This is a genomic window from Paraburkholderia terricola, assembly GCF_003330825.1.
Taxonomy (GTDB): Bacteria; Pseudomonadota; Gammaproteobacteria; order Burkholderiales; family Burkholderiaceae; genus Paraburkholderia; species Paraburkholderia terricola.
This window is the reverse complement of the sequence record NZ_CP024941.1, coordinates 1,743,054-1,761,731: the sequence shown is the minus strand read 5'-3', so window position 1 is coordinate 1,761,731 and position 18,678 is coordinate 1,743,054. Positions and strand designations below refer to the sequence as shown.

At 64.6% G+C, this 18,678-nt stretch carries 14 protein-coding genes; 8 read left to right on the top strand and 6 right to left on the bottom strand.

Annotation, left to right across the window (positions count from 1 at the left end):
* Positions 1–63 precede the first annotated feature (63 nt).
* From CUJ90_RS07990 to CUJ90_RS07980, 3 genes are all read left to right on the top strand, one after another.
* Positions 64–1,413, top strand: a complete 1,350-nt coding sequence (locus CUJ90_RS07990; RefSeq protein WP_073426743.1) for an ATP-binding protein — start codon at positions 64–66, stop codon at positions 1,411–1,413.
* Between the two features lie 192 nt (positions 1,414–1,605).
* Positions 1,606–2,154, top strand: a complete 549-nt coding sequence (locus tag CUJ90_RS07985) for a peroxiredoxin (RefSeq protein ID WP_073426744.1) — start codon at positions 1,606–1,608, stop codon at positions 2,152–2,154.
* Positions 2,155–2,228: 74 nt separating this feature from the next.
* Positions 2,229–2,747, top strand: a complete 519-nt coding sequence (locus CUJ90_RS07980) for a carboxymuconolactone decarboxylase family protein (protein WP_006048914.1) — start codon at positions 2,229–2,231, stop codon at positions 2,745–2,747.
* Between the two features lie 76 nt (positions 2,748–2,823).
* Here CUJ90_RS07980 and ispF read toward each other — a convergent pair whose 3' ends face one another.
* Together ispF and ispD are read right to left on the bottom strand one after the other, a co-directional pair.
* Positions 2,824–3,303: a 2-C-methyl-D-erythritol 2,4-cyclodiphosphate synthase gene (ispF, locus tag CUJ90_RS07975; protein ID WP_073426745.1), complete on the bottom strand. Its 480-nt coding sequence runs from the start codon at positions 3,301–3,303 to the stop codon at positions 2,824–2,826.
* 39 nt (positions 3,304–3,342) lie between these two features.
* Positions 3,343–4,059 carry a 2-C-methyl-D-erythritol 4-phosphate cytidylyltransferase gene (ispD, locus tag CUJ90_RS07970; protein ID WP_114162361.1) on the bottom strand — a complete coding sequence of 239 codons (717 nt, stop codon included), beginning with the start codon at positions 4,057–4,059 and terminating at the stop codon, positions 3,343–3,345.
* 121 nt (positions 4,060–4,180) lie between these two features.
* On the opposite strand from ispD, the gene mfd reads away from it, so the two are divergent.
* The 4 genes from mfd (at position 4,181) to mscL (ending at position 10,681) form a co-directional block, all read left to right on the top strand.
* Positions 4,181–7,663, top strand: coding sequence for a transcription-repair coupling factor (gene mfd, locus CUJ90_RS07965; protein ID WP_114162360.1), 3,483 nt, complete (start codon positions 4,181–4,183; stop codon positions 7,661–7,663).
* 151 nt (positions 7,664–7,814) lie between these two features.
* Positions 7,815–9,053 (top strand): acetylornithine deacetylase, encoded by a 1,239-nt coding sequence (argE, locus tag CUJ90_RS07960; RefSeq protein ID WP_073426939.1) that lies wholly within the window; start codon positions 7,815–7,817, stop codon positions 9,051–9,053.
* 56 nt (positions 9,054–9,109) lie between these two features.
* Complete coding sequence (locus CUJ90_RS07955) at positions 9,110–10,144, top strand: threonine ammonia-lyase (protein ID WP_073426748.1); 1,035 nt, start codon at positions 9,110–9,112, stop codon at positions 10,142–10,144.
* Between the two features lie 90 nt (positions 10,145–10,234).
* The gene (gene mscL, locus CUJ90_RS07950) at positions 10,235–10,681 is read left to right on the top strand and encodes a large conductance mechanosensitive channel protein MscL (protein ID WP_073426749.1); all 447 of its coding nucleotides are present in this window, start codon (positions 10,235–10,237) and stop codon (positions 10,679–10,681) included.
* A gap of 108 nt (positions 10,682–10,789) precedes the next feature.
* Here the strand turns inward: mscL and CUJ90_RS07945 are convergent, their stop codons facing one another.
* From CUJ90_RS07945 to CUJ90_RS07935, 3 genes are all read right to left on the bottom strand, one after another.
* Positions 10,790–12,763 (bottom strand): hybrid sensor histidine kinase/response regulator, encoded by a 1,974-nt coding sequence (locus CUJ90_RS07945; protein ID WP_083083630.1) that lies wholly within the window; start codon positions 12,761–12,763, stop codon positions 10,790–10,792.
* Between the two features lie 108 nt (positions 12,764–12,871).
* Positions 12,872–13,387, bottom strand: coding sequence for a response regulator (locus tag CUJ90_RS07940; protein WP_083083629.1), 516 nt, complete (start codon positions 13,385–13,387; stop codon positions 12,872–12,874).
* Positions 13,388–13,465: 78 nt separating this feature from the next.
* The gene (locus CUJ90_RS07935; protein ID WP_114162359.1) at positions 13,466–15,076 is read right to left on the bottom strand and encodes a sensor histidine kinase; all 1,611 of its coding nucleotides are present in this window, start codon (positions 15,074–15,076) and stop codon (positions 13,466–13,468) included.
* Positions 15,077–15,450: 374 nt separating this feature from the next.
* On the opposite strand from CUJ90_RS07935, the gene CUJ90_RS07930 reads away from it, so the two are divergent.
* Positions 15,451–15,942, top strand: a complete 492-nt coding sequence (locus CUJ90_RS07930; RefSeq protein WP_073426753.1) for a hypothetical protein — start codon at positions 15,451–15,453, stop codon at positions 15,940–15,942.
* A gap of 122 nt (positions 15,943–16,064) precedes the next feature.
* Here the strand turns inward: CUJ90_RS07930 and CUJ90_RS07925 are convergent, their stop codons facing one another.
* Positions 16,065–18,581 (bottom strand): AsmA family protein, encoded by a 2,517-nt coding sequence (locus CUJ90_RS07925; RefSeq protein WP_114162358.1) that lies wholly within the window; start codon positions 18,579–18,581, stop codon positions 16,065–16,067.
* Positions 18,582–18,678 lie beyond the last annotated feature (97 nt).

Genomic DNA, 18,678 nt, shown 5'->3' with positions numbered 1-18,678 from the left:
TGGAGTTGGCGCTTTAGCGCTTACTCTGGTCCCATGCAAGATAGTTCCAGATAAGAAGGGCCCATGCGGATCGACCGGCGCCTCCTGACGCTCGCGTTCGGCGGCCTTTTCTGGCGGACCTTTCTGTTGATCGCGCTGTTGATCGCGGTCAGTCTCGCCGCCTGGTTCCAGAGCTTTCGCGTGATCGAACGCGAGCCGCGCGCGCAGCGCGTGGCGTTGCAACTGGTCGCCATCGTCAAGCTCACGCGCACCGCGCTCCTCTATTCCGATCCCGACCTGCGGCGCGCGTTGCTGCAGGATCTGGAAAGCAACGAAGGGGTCCGCGTGTATCCGCGCGAAACCACGGACAAGTACAAGCTCCAGCCCGACGAGTCGCTAAACCGGCTGATCGAACACGACATTCGCGGGCGCCTCGGCGACGACACCATCATTGCCCAGAGCGTGAACGACATCCCGGGCGTGTGGATCAGCTTCAAGATCGACGACGACGATTACTGGGTCGCGCTCGACCGCGACCAGCTCGACAACGCAACGGGCCTGCAATGGGCCGGCTGGGGCGTGTTCGCGCTCGCGCTGTCGCTGTTCGGCGCGGCGTTCATCACGAGTCTCGTGAACCGGCCGTTCGCCAGGCTGGCCATGGCCGCACGCAAGGTCGGCTCCGGCCAGTCGCCCGAGCCGTTGCCGGAGCGCGGCATGGGCGTCGCCGCCGAAACCAATCGCAGTTTCAACCAGATGGTGCAGGACCTCGAACAGCTCGAGGCCGACCGCGCGCTGATGCTCGCCGGCATCTCGCACGATCTGCGCACCCCGCTCGCGCGGCTGCGGCTGGAAACCGAAATGAGCCCGTCCGACCAGGCGACCAAGGACGCGATGGTCGACGACATCGAGCAGATGGACATGATCATCGGCCGCTTCCTCGATTACGCGCGCCCGGTGCAGCGGGTGCCCGAACCGGTCGACCTGTCCGTGATCGCGGGAGAGCTGGCCGCGCGGATGCAAAGCGAGGACAGCATGCGGCTGATCACGCGCCTCGCGCCCTCGGCGGTGATCGAAGCCGACGAAACCGATATGCGGCGCGTGGTCGGCAATCTGCTGGAGAACGCGCGCAAGTACGGTTTGAGCGACGGCGACGGCATTCCGCACGTGATTCTGGAAACGCGGGTGTCGCACTCGCGGGTCGAACTTTCGGTGGTCGACGAAGGTCCAGGTATTCCGGAGGACCAGCTAGCGCTTGTCACACGGCCGTTCTATCGTGTGAATTCCGCGCGCACCCAGGCGAACGGCACCGGCCTTGGCATGGCAATTGTGCAACGCCTGGTGGGCCGCTACCGCGGCGCGCTGCGGCTGCGCAATCGCACGCCAGGACCGGGGCTCGAGGTGACGATCGAGTTCCCGCTCGCGAAAGGCGTTTGACCGCGTCAAGCCAAGCGCGCTGCCGGAACCGCCGGTCATCCGCGTTGAATAATAACTATCCGGGTTGTTAGCGAAAAACTACTGAACGGATAGTTCAATAGAGCTATAGTTGAAAACCTTGCAACGCGCTCGCGATGACGAGCTGATAGCCTCAAACATGCTGTTTTTTCCAACACACGAAGGAGCATTCGCATGAAAACTGTTGGCGACAAACTCGAAGCGTTCACCGTCACGGCTGCCAAGCCGGGCTTCAACAACCACGAAGAAAACGGCATCTCGGCGTTCGAAGAGATCACGGAGCAGTCGTTTCCGGGCAAGTGGAAGATCCTCTATTTCTATCCGAAGGATTTCACGTTCGTCTGTCCCACGGAAATCGTCGAGTTCGGCAAGCTGGCCAAGGACTTCGAGGAGCGCGACGCGGTGTTGCTGGGCGGCAGCGTCGACAACGAGTTCGTGAAGCTGGCATGGCGCCGCGAGCACAAAGACCTGAGCAAGCTGAACCACTATTCGTTCGGCGACGTCAAGGGCGAACTGATCGACCAGCTCGGCGTGCGCGACAAGGAAGCCGGTGTCGCGCTGCGCGCCACGTTCATCGTCGATCCGGACAACACGATCCAGCACGTTTCGGTCAACAACCTGAACGTCGGCCGCAACCCGGAAGAAGTGCTGCGGATTCTCGACGGCCTGCAAACGGACGAACTCTGCCCGTGCAACCGCGCGGTCGGCGGCGCAACGCTGTAAGCCGTGGCGCCGGAAGCCCGCCAGGCTTGGAAAAGCCGCGGGCTTTTTTATCGACAACTTGATAGGAGATGCCAATGGAATTCTTATCTTCGATTAAGGCGCTCGTGCCCGACTACGCCAAGGACATTCGGCTGAATCTTGACGGGACGATTGCGCGCTCTTCGCTGGAAGGCAACGACGCGGTCGGCGTGGCGCTCGCGGCGGCGTTCGCCGCGAAGAGCACGGTCATCGTGAATGCGATTCGCAACGCCGGGGTTTTATCTCCGGAAGAAACGAATGGCGCGCTGACCGCCGCGGCGTTGATGGGAATGAATAACGTCTGGTATCCGTATGTGGAAATGACGGATAACGCGGATTTGAAATCGCAGCCGGCGCAATTACGGATGAATGCCTATGCGTCGCATGGCGGGGTCGATAAGCGGCGGTTTGAAATGTATGCGCTGGCCGCGTCGATTATCGGTAAATGCCATTTCTGCGTGAAATCGCATTTCGACACACTGGTGGCCGAAGGCATGAGCACCACTCAATTGCGCGACGTGGGGCGTATTGCGGCGGTGATCAATGCCGCGGCGCAGTGCATTGCCGCGGAATAAAAACGCGTTGACGACGCGCGGCGCGGCGATTACTTTCGCCGCCGCGCGCCCTTCGTTTGAAGGCCTGCCCGGCGGCTCAATTCTTGAGCAACAGAACCACGGCCTGCGCCTCGATCCCCTCGCCTCGCCCGAGATAACCCAGCTTCTCATTGGTCTTGGCCTTGACGTTGACCCGCTCGACAGGCAAGCCAAGGTCAGCCGCGATATTGGCCCGCATGCCTTCGATATGAGGCGCGAGCTTCGGCGCCTGAGCCACCACGCTGCTGTCCACGTTGGCAATGGAAAATCCGGCGGCCGTCACGCGGGCAAAACACTCGCGCAGCAAAACCCGGCTGTCCGCGCCGGCAAACTTCGCGTCGGTGTCGGAGAAATGCCGGCCGATATCGCCCATAGCGGCCGCGCCGAAAATAGCGTCGGTAATCGCATGCAACAGCACATCCGCATCGGAATGCCCGAGCAATCCGCGCTCATAAGGAATCGTCACGCCGCCGATTATCAGCGGACGCCCCGGCACCAGCGCATGCACGTCATAGCCCTGCCCAATTCTGAAATCCATCTGCGTCGAGTCCGGTAATTGAAATTTGAAGTCGTCGAATCAGGAAGCCGATGCGGGCCGGCAGAGAATCGCCTCGGCCAGATCGAAGTCTTCCGGATAAGTCACCTTGAAGTTGCGCAAGCTGCCCTGCACGAGTTTCGGCGCATGGCCCAGCCATTCGATCGCGCTTGCTTCGTCGGTCAGATCGTGACCGTCAGCGTGCGCGCGCAAAATCGCCTCGCGCAACATGCCGATGCGGAACATTTGCGGCGTCTGCGCCTGCCACAAGCCGTCACGCGCCTCGGTGCGGGCGATCCGCCCGTCGGTCGAGGCGGCGTCGATCCGCTTCAGGGTGTCCGCCACCGGCAAGGCCATGATGCCGCCGACCGCATCGTCCTTCAGCGCGCCGATCAGCGTGCGGATCAGCGAGGGCGTGATGCCCGGCCGCGCGGCGTCGTGCACCAGCACCCAGTCGTCGTCGCGCGCGCCGAATTCCGCGAGCGCATGCAGCCCGTTCAGCACCGACGCCTGGCGCGACGCCCCGCCGCACCGGCGCACCGCGAAGCGCAAGCCGCCGAAGCGGCGGGCGTCGAAGTGCTGGTCGTCGGCGGCGATCACGACCAGCGTTTGTGCAAACTCGCTGCACGCGTCGAACGCCGCCAGCGAAAAATGCAGCATGTCGCGGCCGGCGACGGTGCGGTATTGCTTGGGCATCGCGGCGCCGGAACGGCTGCCGGTGCCGGCGCATGGAATCAGGGCAAATAGGCGGGAAGTCACGAGTGCGGATGCCGCGAAGTGAAAGTAAAGGACGGATTTTATAATAGGTCCTTCGCATCCACGCCCCGACACGCGTAAACTTGCCGGTCACGTGTGAGCCCAAGGCCGCCTTTTCTCTTCTATGCCAGACATCGCCGCATCATCGCAATACTCCCCGCCCGTCGCGCTCGTCAAGGCCGGCCAGCGTTTCGTCTTCGACGGCACGCACGGCTCGTCCGACGCGCTGCTGATCGCCCGCTACCATCTCGCCTATCGCGAGAAGGTGCCGCTACTGGCGGTGGTGTGCGAAAGCGCGGTCGACGCGCAGCGTCTGTCGCAGGAAATCGGCTTTTTCGCGCCCGAGGCCCGCGTGCGCTTGCTGCCCGACTGGGAAACGCTGCCTTACGACAGCTTTTCGCCGCACCAGGATCTGGTCTCCGAGCGCCTCGCCACGCTGCACGATCTCGGCGAGGGCCGCTGCGACATCCTGCTCGTGCCCGCCACCACGGCGCTCTACCGGATGCCGCCGGCGTCGTTCATGGCGGGCTACACGTTCGCGTTCTCGCAAGGCGAGCGTCTCGACGAAGCGAGGCTGAAGGCGCAATTGACGCTCGCCGGCTACGAGCACGTGAGCCAGGTGGTGCGCCCGGGCGAGTACTGCGTGCGCGGCTCGCTGCTCGATCTGTTCCCGATGGGCTCGCCCTTGCCGTACCGCATCGACCTGTTCGACGATCAGGTCGACTCGATCCGCGCCTTCGACCCCGACACGCAGCGCAGCCTCTATCCGGTGAAGGACGTGCGCCTCCTGCCCGGCCGCGAATTCCCCTTCGACGAAGCCGCGCGCACCGCATTCCGCAGCCGCTGGCGCGAAACCTTCGAGGGCGATCCGAGCCGCGCGTCGATCTACAAGGACATCGGCAACGGCGTGCCGTCCGCGGGCATCGAATACTATCTGCCGCTTTTCTTCGACGAAACCGCGACGCTGTTCCACTACCTGCCCGAAGGCGCGCAACTGGCGTTCGTCGGCGATCTGGACGCCGCGATCCGGCGCTTCACCAACGACACGAAGCAGCGCTACAACTTCCTCTCGCACGATCGCGACCGGCCGATTCTGGAGCCGCAGCGTCTCTTTCTGTCGGATGAGGACTTCTTCACGTTCGCCAAGCCGTTCGCGCGGCTCGCGCTGCCCGGCAACGCCGGCGGCGGCTGGTCGCTGCCGCTGCCGAATCTGGCGATCGACCGTCACGCCGACGATCCGGTCGCGGCCTTGCGCGCCTACCTGGAGACCACGCCGAACCGCGTGCTGTTCGCCGCGGAATCGGCGGGCCGTCGCGAAACGCTGCTGCAACTGCTGGTCGACAATCATCTGAAACCCGTTTCGAGCGACAGCTTCCAGGACTGGCTCACCGGCGACGAGCGTTTCTCGCTGGGCGTCGCGCCGCTCGCGAACGGTTTTGCCGTGCCGGTCGACGGCATCGCGATCATCACCGAGACGGAGCTATACGGCCCGCTCGCGCGCCGCGCGGGACGCCGCCGCCAGGAACAGGCGAGCAACGTCGATTCGATGGTGCGCGATCTGTCCGAGTTGAAGGTGGGCGATCCCGTCGTGCATTCGCAGCACGGCATCGGCCGCTATATGGGTCTCGTCACGATGGATCTCGGCGAAGGCGAAACCGAGTTCCTGCACCTCGAATACGCGGGCGACAGCAAGCTCTACGTGCCGGTCGCGCAACTCCATGTGATCTCGCGCTACAGCGGCGCCGATCCGGAAAGCGCGCCGCTGCACTCGCTCGGCTCCGGCCAGTGGGAAAAGGCCAAGCGCAAGGCGGCGCAACAGATTCGCGACACCGCGGCCGAACTGCTGAACCTGTACGCGCGCCGCGCCGCCCGCGAGGGCCATGCATTCGCGCTCGAACCGAAGGATTACGTGAAGTTCGCCGAGAGCTTCGGCTTCGAGGAAACGCCCGATCAGGCCGCGGCGATTGCCGCCGTGATCGGCGACATGACGAGCGGCAAGCCGATGGACCGGCTCGTGTGCGGCGACGTCGGCTTCGGCAAGACCGAGGTGGCGTTGCGCGCGGCCTTCATCGCGGTGATGGGCGGCAAGCAGGTGGCGCTGCTCTCGCCCACCACGCTGCTCGCCGAACAGCACACGCAAACCTTCTCCGACCGTTTCTCCGACTGGCCGGTGCGCATCGCCGAACTGTCGCGTTTCAAGTCGACCAAGGAAGTCAACGCGGCCATCCAGCAGATCAACGAAGGCAGCGTCGACATCGTGATCGGCACGCACAAGCTGCTCTCCTCCGATGTGCAGTTCAAGCGGCTCGGGCTCGTGATCATCGACGAGGAGCACCGTTTCGGCGTGCGTCAGAAAGAAGCGTTGAAGGCGCTCAGAGCGGAAGTCGACGTGCTCACGCTCACCGCAACGCCGATCCCCCGCACGCTCGGCATGGCGCTCGAAGGTCTGCGCGATTTCTCGGTGATCGCCACCGCGCCGCAAAAGCGCCTCGCGATCAAAACCTTCGTGCGCCGCGAGGAAGACAGCGTGATCCGCGAGGCCATGTTGCGCGAGTTGAAGCGCGGCGGCCAGGTCTACTTCCTGCACAACGAAGTCGAGACGATCGAGAATCGCCGGCAAATGCTCGAAGCCCTGGTGCCCGAAGCGCGCCTCGCGGTCGCGCACGGGCAGATGCACGAACGCGAGCTGGAGCGCGTGATGCGCGACTTCGTCGCGCAGCGCGCCAACGTGCTGCTGTGCACGACGATCATCGAAACCGGCATCGACGTGCCCACCGCCAACACCATCCTGATTCACCGCGCCGACAAGTTCGGTCTCGCGCAGTTGCATCAGTTGCGTGGCCGGGTGGGCCGCTCGCATCACCAGGCGTATTCGTATCTGCTGGTGCACGATCCGCAAGGTCTGACCAAGCAGGCGCAACGCCGGCTCGAAGCAATCCAGCAGATGGAGGAACTCGGCTCGGGCTTCTATCTCGCCATGCACGACCTGGAGATTCGCGGCACCGGCGAAGTGCTCGGCGACAAGCAGTCGGGCGAGATTCACGAGATCGGTTTCCAGCTTTACACCGACATGCTGAACGACGCCGTGAAGGCGCTCAAGGAAGGCAAGGAGCCGGACCTCACCGCGCCGCTCGCCGCGACCACCGAGATCAATCTGCACGCGCCGGCGATTCTGCCCGCGGACTATTGCGGCGACGTGCAGGAGCGTCTGTCGCTGTACAAGCGCCTCGCCAACTGCGAACACAACGATTCGATCGACGGCATTCAGGAAGAGCTGATCGACCGCTTCGGCAAGTTGCCGCCGCAAGCGCACGCGCTGGTGGAGACGCATCGTCTGCGGCTCGCGGCGAAGCCGTTGGGCATTTCGAAGATCGACGCGGGCGAAGCCGTGATTGGTTTGCAGTTCATCCCCAACCCGCCGGTCGACGCGATGCGGATCATCGAGATGGTGCAGAAACACAAGCACATCAAGCTCGCGGGCCAGGACAAGCTGCGTATCGAAACGCGCAGCCCCGATCTCGCGGTACGCGTCGCGACGGTGAAGGAGACGCTGCGCGCACTCGGCGCGCCGAGCCGCGGCACCGCGGCCCCGGTCGCCGCGCGCTGACGTCCGCTTTCGGCGCCGATCGCGCGAAGTTCGGGAATACGCGCCACGTCCCGCGTTTTTGCTCATGTTGCAACGCGCAAACGCGCGCCGCGGCGCACGAAAGGGGCATATTTTGGGATATGATCGAAAGACTCAAATGCCGGAGTCCGTCATGTCCCATGTCGCTGAATCAGCGCAGCCCTCTTCCCTATCCGCTTCCGCACAGAACGCTTCGTCGCCGGTTTCGCTTCCCTGGGTCACCCGTCTCGTGTCGATGGACACGGTCAGCCGCAACCCGAATCTCGGCCTGATCGAAACCGTGCGCGACGAACTGCGCGCGGCCGGCATCGAAGCCACGCTCACGCACGACGCGAGCGGCAAATGGGCCAACCTGTTCGCGACGATCCCCGCGCACGACGGCGAAACCAACGGCGGCGTGGTGCTCTCGGGCCATACGGACGTGGTGCCGGTGGACGGCCAGCAATGGGACAGCGATCCGTTCAAGCCGGAAATTCGCGGCGACAAACTGTATGGCCGCGGCACGTGCGACATGAAGGGTTTCATCGGCGCGGCGCTGGCGCTCGTGCCCGACATGCAGCGCGCGAAGCTCGCAAGGCCGATCCACCTCGCCCTCTCGTTCGATGAGGAAGTGGGCTGCGCCGGCGCGCCGCTCATGATTCAGGACCTGATGAAGCGCGGCGTGAAGCCGGACGGCTGCATCGTCGGCGAACCGACCAGCATGCGCCCGATCGTCGCGCACAAGGGCATCAACGCTTACCAGTGCTGCGTGCGCGGCCAGGCCGCGCATTCGTCGCTCACGCCGAAGGGCTTGAACGCGATCGAGTACGCCGCGCGCCTGATCTGCTACATCCGCGACATGGCCGATCAGTTCCGCGAGCAAGGTCCGTTCGACGAACTGTACGACGTGCCCTTCACCACCGCGCAGACCAGCACGATCGTCGGCGGCAATGCGATCAACACCGTGCCGGCCGAATGCAAATTCCAGTTCGAATTCCGCAACCTGCCCACGCTCGATCCCGAACCGATCTTCGCGCGCATCGATCAGTACGCGCGTGAAACGCTGCTGCCGAAGATGCTGCGCGAGCATCCGTCGGCGGCCATCGAGATCACCAGGATCGCCGCGGCGCCGGGGCTCGATTCATCGGAACAGGCGGCGATCACGCAACTCGTGCGCGCCCTGACCGCCGATCAGGACAAACGCAAGGTCGCGTACGGCACCGAAGCCGGTCTGTTTTCGCTGGCGGGCATTCCGAGCATCGTGTGCGGCCCCGGCGACATCCAGCAGGCGCACAAGGCCAACGAATTCGTCGCGCTCGATCAACTCGTGGCATGCGAGCGCTTCCTGCACAAGTTCATTCACAGCATGTCGGTCGAGGCGCACGCACACTGAAACCGTCCGCCGCCACGCACCGTCTCACCCATACCAAACGAACGAGCGCCCCCGCCATGTCCACCGCCACGCCACTGCATACCGACCACACGATCGACGGCGAGCCGATCCCCACGCTCGACGACATCGCGACGCAACACTTCGCGTTGACGCCGTGGGTCGCGCGAACGCCGGTGTTCGACAGGCTCGACTTTCCGTCGATGGAAGGCACGGTGGTGAACTTCAAGTTCGAGCTGCTGCAAGCGGGCGGCAGCTTCAAGGCGCGCGGCGCGTTCACCAACCTGCTGGCACTCGACGAAGCGCAACGCAGCGCGGGCGTGACCTGCGTGTCGGGCGGCAATCACGCGGTGGCGGTGGCGTATGCGGCCATGCGTCTTGGCATCGGCGCGAAGGTCGTGCTGTTTCGCGCGGCCAACCCGGCGCGCGTGGCATTGTGCCGGCAGTATCGCGCCGAGATCGTGTTCGCGGAAAACATCGCCGAGGCGTTCGAACTGGTGCGCCGTATCGAGGCCGAGGAAGGCCGCTATTTCGTGCATCCGTTCAACGGTTATCGCACCGTGCTGGGCTCGGCCACGCTCGGCTATGAATGGGTCACGCAAACGCCCGACCTCGAAGCCGTGATCCTGCCGATCGGCGGCGGCGGTCTCGCCGCGGGCGTCGCCACGGCCATGCGGCTCGCGAATCCGCGCGTGCACGTGTACGGCGTCGAACCCGAGGGCGCGGACGTGATGGGCAGGAGTTTTGCGGCCAATCACACGGTCAAGATGGGCCAGATGCACGGCATCGCCGATTCGCTGATGTCGCCGCATACCGAGGAATACAGCTACGAGTTGTGCCGCCGTCATATCGACGATCTCGTCACCGTTTCCGACGACCAGTTGCGCGCGGCCATGCTGACCTTGTTCGGTCAACTCAAGCTGGCTGTGGAGCCCGCCTGCGCCGCCGCCACGGCGGGCTTGCTCGGACCGCTACGCGAAAAGCTGCAAGGCAAACGGGTGGGCGTGCTGCTGTGCGGCACCAATACCGATCCGGTCAGTTTTGCCGCGCATATCGAACGCGCCCGCCACGGCGAGTCACAGTTTCCGGGCTAAAGAACGGCGCCTCGTTTTCCCTGCCCGAAGCACTCGCCTATCCGTCCGACGTTGGTATGATTCGTTTATCGATTCTCGGGAGGAACCTCAATGAGCATGGTCAAGGAATTCAAAGAATTCGCCCTCAAGGGCAACGTGGTGGATCTGGCAGTCGGCGTGATTATCGGCGGCGCGTTTTCCACCATCGTCAATTCCGTTGTTAAAGACCTGATCATGCCGGTTGTCGGCGTCGCCACCGGCGGCCTCGATTTCTCCAACAAGTTCATTCGCCTCGGCGATATTCCGCCCAGCTTCAAGGGCAGCCCCGAGTCGTATAAAGATCTGCAGACGGCAGGCGTCGCGGTGTTCGGCTACGGCTCGTTCATTACCGTGGCCATCAACTTCGTCATTCTCGCGTTCATCATTTTCCTGATGGTCAAGTTCATCAACAATCTGCGCAGGCCGGCCGAGGACGCAGCGGCAGAGCCGCCGCCCCCGCCTGAAGACGTGCTGCTGCTGCGTGAAATCCGCGATTCGCTGAAGAACTCGCCGCGCTAGGCCGCGAACCCGCGATTGGGCGGCGCCAATAAAAAGGCCTGTTGCGATTTGTCGCAACAGGCCTTTTTTCACGCTGTCCGCTTTCATACCGGGCGCTACGCGCAACTCCTAAGCGCCTTGCTGCGCCTTTCGGTTCACCGCGCCCTCGATCATCGTCTCCAACTGGCCGAAATTAACGGGCTTCGTTAGATGCGAAGTGAAGCCGGCGCTCAAGCAGCGACGCACGTCTTCATCCGTGCCGAAGCCGGTCAACGCGACCGCCGGCGCATCCGAATGCTCGCGGAACGCCTTGATGAAATCGAGGCCGGTGCCGTCGGGCAAGCCCACGTCGCTGACAACCAGATCGAAGCGTTGCAACTGCGTGGCGGCCAACGCATCGTCCACGCGGCCGACCGTCGTGACTTCGTGGCCGAGGCTGCGAATCAGTTGCGCCATCACCTCGGCGGTATCCACGTGGTCCTCGATCAGCAAGATGTTCAGCAGGCCGGCCGCATGCACTTCGTCAGGCACGGCGACGGACGGCGTGCCGGCCGGCGCAGCGGCGGTCGGCAGCGTGATCGTGAAGGTCGCGCCGCAATGCGCGCCGGGGCTCTGCGCGGTGACGGTGCCGCCGTGCACATCGGTCAACGCCTTCGTGATCGCGAGACCGAGGCCCAGGCCGCCGAATTGCCGCGTCATGTTCTGGTCGCCCTGCTCGAACGCGTTGAAGAGCTTGCCGATCTGTTCCGGCTCGATGCCGATGCCCGTGTCTTCGACCGATATCTGCACCTGCATGCGTTCGTCGCGCGTGCGCACGTAAATGTGGCCGCCATCGGGCGTGAACTTGGCGGCGTTGCGGATCAGGTTCCATAGCATCTGCTGCAAGCGCGCGCGATCGGCCAGCACGTAATGGTGCTTCGCGTTCTTGTGCACGTGCACGTCCTGCTGCTTGACCTGGATCTCGCTGCGGAAAAGTTCGAGCACGCTGTCCATCACGTCGTGCACGTCGACGGTTTCCAGCGACAGACGCAGCTTGCCGTTCGCCACGCGCGTGAGATCGAGCAGGTCGTCGATCAGCCGCGCCTCCAGCTCGACGTTGCGGCGAATCATGCGCACGCTCGCACGCGCCTGATCGGGCAGATCGGGAATCATCTCCAGCACGCTCGCGCCCGCCAATACCGGCGTGAGCGGCGTGCGCAACTCATGCGAGAGCATCGCCAGAAAACGGTCCTTGGCGCGGTTCGCTTCCTCGGCGATCTGACGGGCGGCCTGCTCCGAGGCAAGCAGGCGTTCGCGCTCCTCGATCGCCTCGCGCTGCGAATGAATGTCCGTGCAACTGCCGAACCATTTGCTGACCTTGCCTTCGGCGTCGCGCATCGCCACCACGCGCGCGTCGAACCAGCGGTATTCGCCGTCGTGGCGACGGATCCGCAGTTCGTGCCGGTAGTCGCCCGCGTTGTTCGCCACCGTGTTGAGCCACGTGCGGCGGATTTCCTCGCGGTCGTCCGGATGCACGGCATCTAGCCACGCGAGGCCGTGTGAGCTGTTGTCGGGCAGGCCGGTGTAGTCGAACCACTGCTTCGAGAGAAAGTCGCAGTCGCCCGCGGCGTTGCAGGTCAGCACCAGATGCGGCAGCGTCTCCGACAAGGTGCGGTAATGCTGTTCGCGGTCGCGCAACAGCAAGGCTTCGTCCGACGCTTTTTGCAAACGCACTTGCGACAGCACACGCTCGACCGCCTCGGGCAGGTAATTGAGGTATTCGCCGGATTTGGGCACGACGTCGGAGACGCCCGCGCGCAGCGCTTCGATCACGCGCGATTCGTCGGTGAAGCCGGTCACGAGAATGGCGGGAATCCGCACGCCTTCGGCGCGCAAGCGGCGAAAGAAGTCGAGTCCGGTTTCCGGTCCGCTGAGCTGATAGTCGAGCACCAGCAAATCGGGGCCGCCCGCGCCGAGCCGCTCGTGGGCCGCCTCGACGCTGGCGCAGATCGCTACCCGGCAGCCGGCGCGCTCCAGCGACTTGCGCGCGAGCCGCAAAATGCCTTCGTCGTCATCGACGACCAGCACATAGGCGGCGGGCAGCGTGGACACGTCTTCGATCATGCGAATCTTCTTTTAGGCTAGGTCTGGTGGTTATGTTGTCACGAGCGACTTTCGGGTGACTTTCAGGTGACTTCCAGCGGCGGCTGTGCGGCTCACATGAACGTTACCTCAAGGCGCCGCGAAACGATGGCCCGGCGGCAGCTTGACGACCTGCAGGAAGAAGCCGAGCCGGCGCACGGCTTCGATGAACGCGTCATATTCGACCGGCTTGGTGATGTACACGTTGCAGCCGAGCTCGTAGCACCTGGCGATTTCGCGCGGGTCGTCGGTGGTGGTCAGAACGATCACCGGCACCGCGGCGGTCCGCGGCGACTCTTTCAGACGCCGCAAGACTTCGAAGCCGTCCACTCGCGGCATCTTCAGGTCGAGCAGCACGACGAAATTCGTCAGATCGTCGCGCGACGGATAAGCGCTCGCCGCGGGCTCGGAGGCGCCGCCGCCCGCGCCGCTGGCGGCGGCCTCGGCCGGCGCGGGGCCGAAAAAGTAATCGAGTGCCTGCTGGCCGTCGCGAAAGCGCAGGAATCCGTTCGAAACGCCGGCACGGCGCAGATTGCGCTCGACGAGCGTGGCATGGCCGTCGTCATCCTCGATCAGCACGATGCCGACCGTTTCCCCGTGACTCATACGCCCTCCGTGCTAACGATCCGTATCTATGTTCATGGCGTTTCCGCGGTGTGTCCCGTTGCCGCGACCCGTCTCGCATCAGGCGCGCGCGGGCTGCTCGGGCAACACGACGAAGAAGGTCGACCCCGCGCCTTCCGCCGACTCCACCCACACGCGCCCGCCGTGCCGCTCCACCATGCGCCGCACCACCGCGAGACCGATGCCGTCGCCGTTCGCGACGTCGCCGTGCAGACGCTGAAACGCGCGGAACACCTTCGACATATACGCGGCCGGAATGCCGAGGCCGTTATCGCGCACGTAGTAAGTGCGCATGCGCACCGCGCGCGGGTCGGTCGCATCGACCGGATCGGGCTCCAGCGCGCCGATCTCGATGCGCCCAGTACGCGCCGGATCGAGGTAGTTAAGCGCGTTGCCGATCAGGTTGCTGAATATCTGTTCGATCGCCGTCGGGTCGCCCCACACGGGCGGCAACTCGCGCACGGTGACCGACGCCGCGCGCTGACCGATCGCGCCTTCCAGCGCATCCACCACCCGGCCCACCACGCGGCCGACGCTCACCCGCTGCCAATGGTATTCGAGCCGGCCGGCGCGCGAAATCCGCAACAGCGCGTCGATGATCGCCGCGGCCCGCGTCACCGCGGTGCGCAGATATTGCAAGGACTCGCGCACGTCCCCTTTCAGAATATGCGCCATGCGCCGATGCTCGGCTTCCGGCAAGCCGGCGGCATCGACGATGCTGTCCAGCTCGTCGCACGACACCTGAAGTTCCTTCGAAAAGCCTTGCAGATTCACCAGCGGCGAGCGCAGATCGTGCGACACGCTGTAGATGAACATTTCGTTGTCTTGCGTCTCCTGGCGCAATTCCTCGTTGACCACCGCAAGTTCCTTCGCGCGCGCCTCGAGCCGCGCCTTCAGCGTGGCCTGTTGCACGTCGGCCTCGGCGAGACGCGCGCCGGTCTCGTGCAGCACCGTGTCGAGCGCGGCGATTTCGTCGTTGCCCGACAGCGGCGCGGCGAGCGGCCGCCCGTTGCCCAGCCGCTCGGCGTTATCGGTCAACACTTCCAGCCGCCGGCCGATGTTGCGCGCGAACACCACCGCCGTGGCCGCCCAGATCAGCATCGAACCCAGCACCGCCGCGATCAGCGCGTATTGCTGGCGCTCGCGGCGCCGCGCGAGGGCCGCGCCGCGTTCGGCGTCGAGCCGCGACGCCTCGTTGCCGAACGCGGCAAGCTCGTCGCGAAACACCGCGACCTGGCGCGGCAGCGCGCCGGTTTCGAACGCAGCGAACGAAGCCACGCCGCGCCCTTCGTGCAGCGCCTGCGAGATCATCACGGCCTGGGCGCGATAGGCGTCGACCGCCTGCCGCATCTTGCGTACTCGCTCGACCTGCTGCGGCGTGCCGCCGACCAGCGCGTCGAGTTTCTGAAGACGGTCGCCGAGATCGATCCATACCGTATGCCGGTCGATGAACGACGGATCGCCGACCGCCATGCCGGTGCGCACGCGCGCGGCCTGACGCAGCAACGGATCGACGAGGGCCGACGACTGATAAAGGATCTGCTTGCTGTTGGCGACCCATCGCGCGGCCTGCGCCGTCTCTTCCTGGGTATCGAAGACGAAGCCGAGAAGCGCCAGTTCGACCACGCTCGGCACCGCAATCAGCAGCAGCCCCTTGGTGAATAGTTTCATGTTCGCCCGAAGGGTCGCGAAGGGTCATTCAAGCCGCGGCAACTCAGGAGGACCCGTCGCGCCCGCCAGAGCGGCGAGTGCGACGCGGCCGGACGGGCCATTATCGGCGTGATTTAGAGATATTTCAACGTAGCCGCAAGAGGCGCCCGGCCCACACAAAAACGACTTTTTTATTGGTGTGAGATGTTTTTTCGGCGCCTCGTGCGTCTATGATGGAAACAGATGTGCTAGGAAGCGAAAGCGCGCGGCGAGGCGGTTCGGCATGATTCGTGCGGGAGAAGGTGATACGGCGCAGACGTCGAATCATCGTGAATCCAGCCTTGTCGTATGCTATAAAAGATCGACGTGCGGCGCGCGAAGCCGGGAGTTGTCGCATGAGGACGCTGCGTTTCTTGCAATTCTTTTTCAGGCGAATTTTTATGTCCTTCCCGAAAAAGCGTAGACGCGCGAAGGTGGACGGCGATGAGTCGTTCCTCGCGGTACTACGGCATTTCAAGCCGTTCGGCCAGCTCGACACCAAGATTGCGCGTGCTCGCGCGCAAGACGAACCGGTGCTCTATGCACACGTACTGCCCGGACTCGATGTGCTCCTGTGCAGCGTGCGCGGTGCGCAACCGCCTTATCCCGCGCCGGCCGAGTTGCGGCGGCGCTGTATCGAATCCATCACCAACGCGTTGGAACAACCGCTCGACGGACTGGAGAACGGCGGCTACTGGTACGAGGCCGACGGCTTCGGCTTCCTGGTGTTTGCCAGCCGGGCTCGCGGCAAGATCCTGACGGAGTTCGGCGCTACCCGCATCGGTGCCCGTCGCGGGGTTCGTCGGCAAGATGCCGCTGGAGACGCCGCTCCGCGCTCGCTGAGGTAGCCGAGGCAGGTTCTTCATACAGGCCTCTTACAGGCCTCTTACAGGCCTGTTCCCGAGGCCTTTTTCACATCGACCCGCTCGTCCTTGGCAACGCCGCTGTCGGTTCGCAAGCGGCGTGGGTCTCAGCTTCCCTTGTATTCAACCGCGCTCGCCGGCGCCGTGACCGCCGGCTGCTTCTTGCCGGTCGCGGCAGGCGACGAAGCTTCCCCTGATGATTTATTCACCGGCGCGCCCTCGAGCGAAATGGCGGCCTTGGGCTTCTGCTTGACCCCGGGCGGCGGCGCCGTCGGCGCCTGACGCACCTGCGCGAGCAAGCGCGCACAAGGCAGCGGCTTGTTGTTGCTGGGCGCCAGCAGCGGAATCAGCGCCGCGAACGGATTGACGAGACCGAGCCCGACCGCCGCGCCGCCGCGCAGCGCCAGCGCGGCCGGATTCACGCCCACGTGCGGGTCCTTGAAGGTCCCCTTCACATAGAGCGGCGAGCGCAACGAAAACACCCGGAACCCCTTGGTATGCGGATGCACGCCAAGGTCCATCGACTCGTCGCGCAGATTCACCTTGCCGTCGATGTCGATCACCGCGTCGCCCGTATCGAGCGCGAACACGCGCGAATCGAGCACGCCGTTGGTGGCGACGAAATCGGCGGCCGCGCAATTGATCTTCACGTCGCGATTGCCGAACAGCTTTTCATACACGACGTTCGCCACGTTCAGCCCCGCCGCTTCCATCAGGAGGCGGCTCACGGTGCCGTCGGTGACGAGCGCCTTCACCTCGCCGTTCGAGGTCGCCGCTAGCGCGGCCGGCGAATTGCCGGTTGCGGTCAAGGCGGCGTCGCCGTTGATTTCGCCGAGCGCGTTCTGCATCGTCTTGAAGTTCGGCAGCAACTGCTTGAGCTTCAGATGCCGCGCCGACGTCGACACGCGGCCCTTGAGCGGCATCGCGCTGCCGTCCAGATGAATGTCGGAGGCCAGCGAGCCGCCCGCCACGCCGAACTTGAGCGGTTCGAGCGAGAGCACGCCGTTGGTCATCACGATATGGGTGTACAGGTCCGTGATCGGCAGGTCCACGTTCTTGATAATGCGCCGGCCCGTGAACTTCACGTCGGCGTCGATCGCCTTCCAGCGGTCGGTGTGGAATTCCTCGACCGGCAGCGCCTTGTTTGCCGGCTGCATCTTCGCATCGCCGCGCCTGGCCTTGCTCGCGTTCGAGTCCGCGCCGATCACCGGCGCAAGATCCGAGAATTGCAGCAGATGCGACACCACTTCGCCCTGCAACAGCGGACGCGGCTCGCGCGCCGTATAGATCAGCGACCCGTTCAGATCGCTGCCGCCCACCCGGCCTGTAAAGTTTTCATACTTGAAGACGTTACCGCTTTGCTTGAACTGCCCGATGAGACGCCCCTCGGTCGCATAAGGCGGCGTGTCGGGCAAGGTCACGCCGGTCAGCGAATAGAGCCGCGACATGCTGTTGCCTTGCAGCCAGAGGCGCAGATCGACCGCGGCGAGATGCGCCGGATCGGTGACCGTGCCCACCAGACCGATATGCAGATCGCCCGCCTTCACGTCGGCCTGCACCGGGAACGGCCGGTTCGCGTCCTGCAACGCGAGCACGCCGCCCACCTTGCCGCTGCCCGCCACCGGCGTCTTGTTGTAGGTGCCCTTGACGGTCCAGCCGATCGCATACGACGGCATCTGCGGTTTCGCGCCGCCCGCGTCGCCGGCTTCACTGGCGCTCGAGGCCGGCGCGGAGGCCGCCGCGGCGGCGCTGGTTTCCGCGTTAGCGCTTGCGCCGACGCCCGCGCTCGCCGCCTGGCTCGCGCCCTTCGAACCGCCCGCGATCAACGCGCCCGAAGCGCCCGTGGCCGCCGTCGCACCCGACGCCTTGATGTCGGTCGACGCAGCCCCCGACGCGGCCGCCGACGCGGCCGCCGAAGCCTCGGACGCCGCCTGGGCATTGGCCTGCGCGGAGAGCTTGTTCGCGCCCGACTTGCCGACCGCCTCGGCCGACGCACGGCGCGACGCCGCTTCCTGCTGCCGGATCGCCTCGCCGAGCGGAATCGGCTGACCGAGCGTATCGACGACCGTCTGCACGTCGATCTTCTTCTGCTGGTCGGACAGTGCGATGTTGCCCTTCTCAAACGCGATATCGTGCAGATCGAGCTTCCACTCGGAAGGCTCGCGCGGCTTCAGTTTGAAGGTCCAGTTGTTGCGCCCGTCGAGCAGCCGTTCCAGATCGACGGAAGGATTCACCAGATTGATCGCCGGAATCACGATGTCGCGGGTGAGCAGCGGCAGCACCTTGACCTGGAAGTCGATCTCGTCGAGCGTGGCGAAATGCGGCTGTTTCGCCCAGTCGGGGTTGGCCACCGTGATGTTCGTCGCCGAGAAGCGCGGCCAGGGCACCCAGCCGCGCCAGCCGGTCTCGCCGACCGGATGCCGCCAGCCCACTTTCAGATCGCCGTTGATGACGAACGGCCGGCCGATCGCCTGCGTGACCTTGTCGTTGACGTAAGGCCGCGCGTGGTTCCAGTCGAACGTCAGGAGAAAAACTGTCAGCGCGACAATCAGAATGACGATGATCGCCAGCAGCCATGCGATGATTTTCCCGATCCGTCTTCCGGTCGTGCTCCACGCTGCCATCGAGGGGGCTCCGCTATTTTTTCTGCGTTGCCCTTCGCCCAGCACGTAGTGTGCCCGAACGATGGCCTTCGACATGACGCCCACTCTCCACCCTACG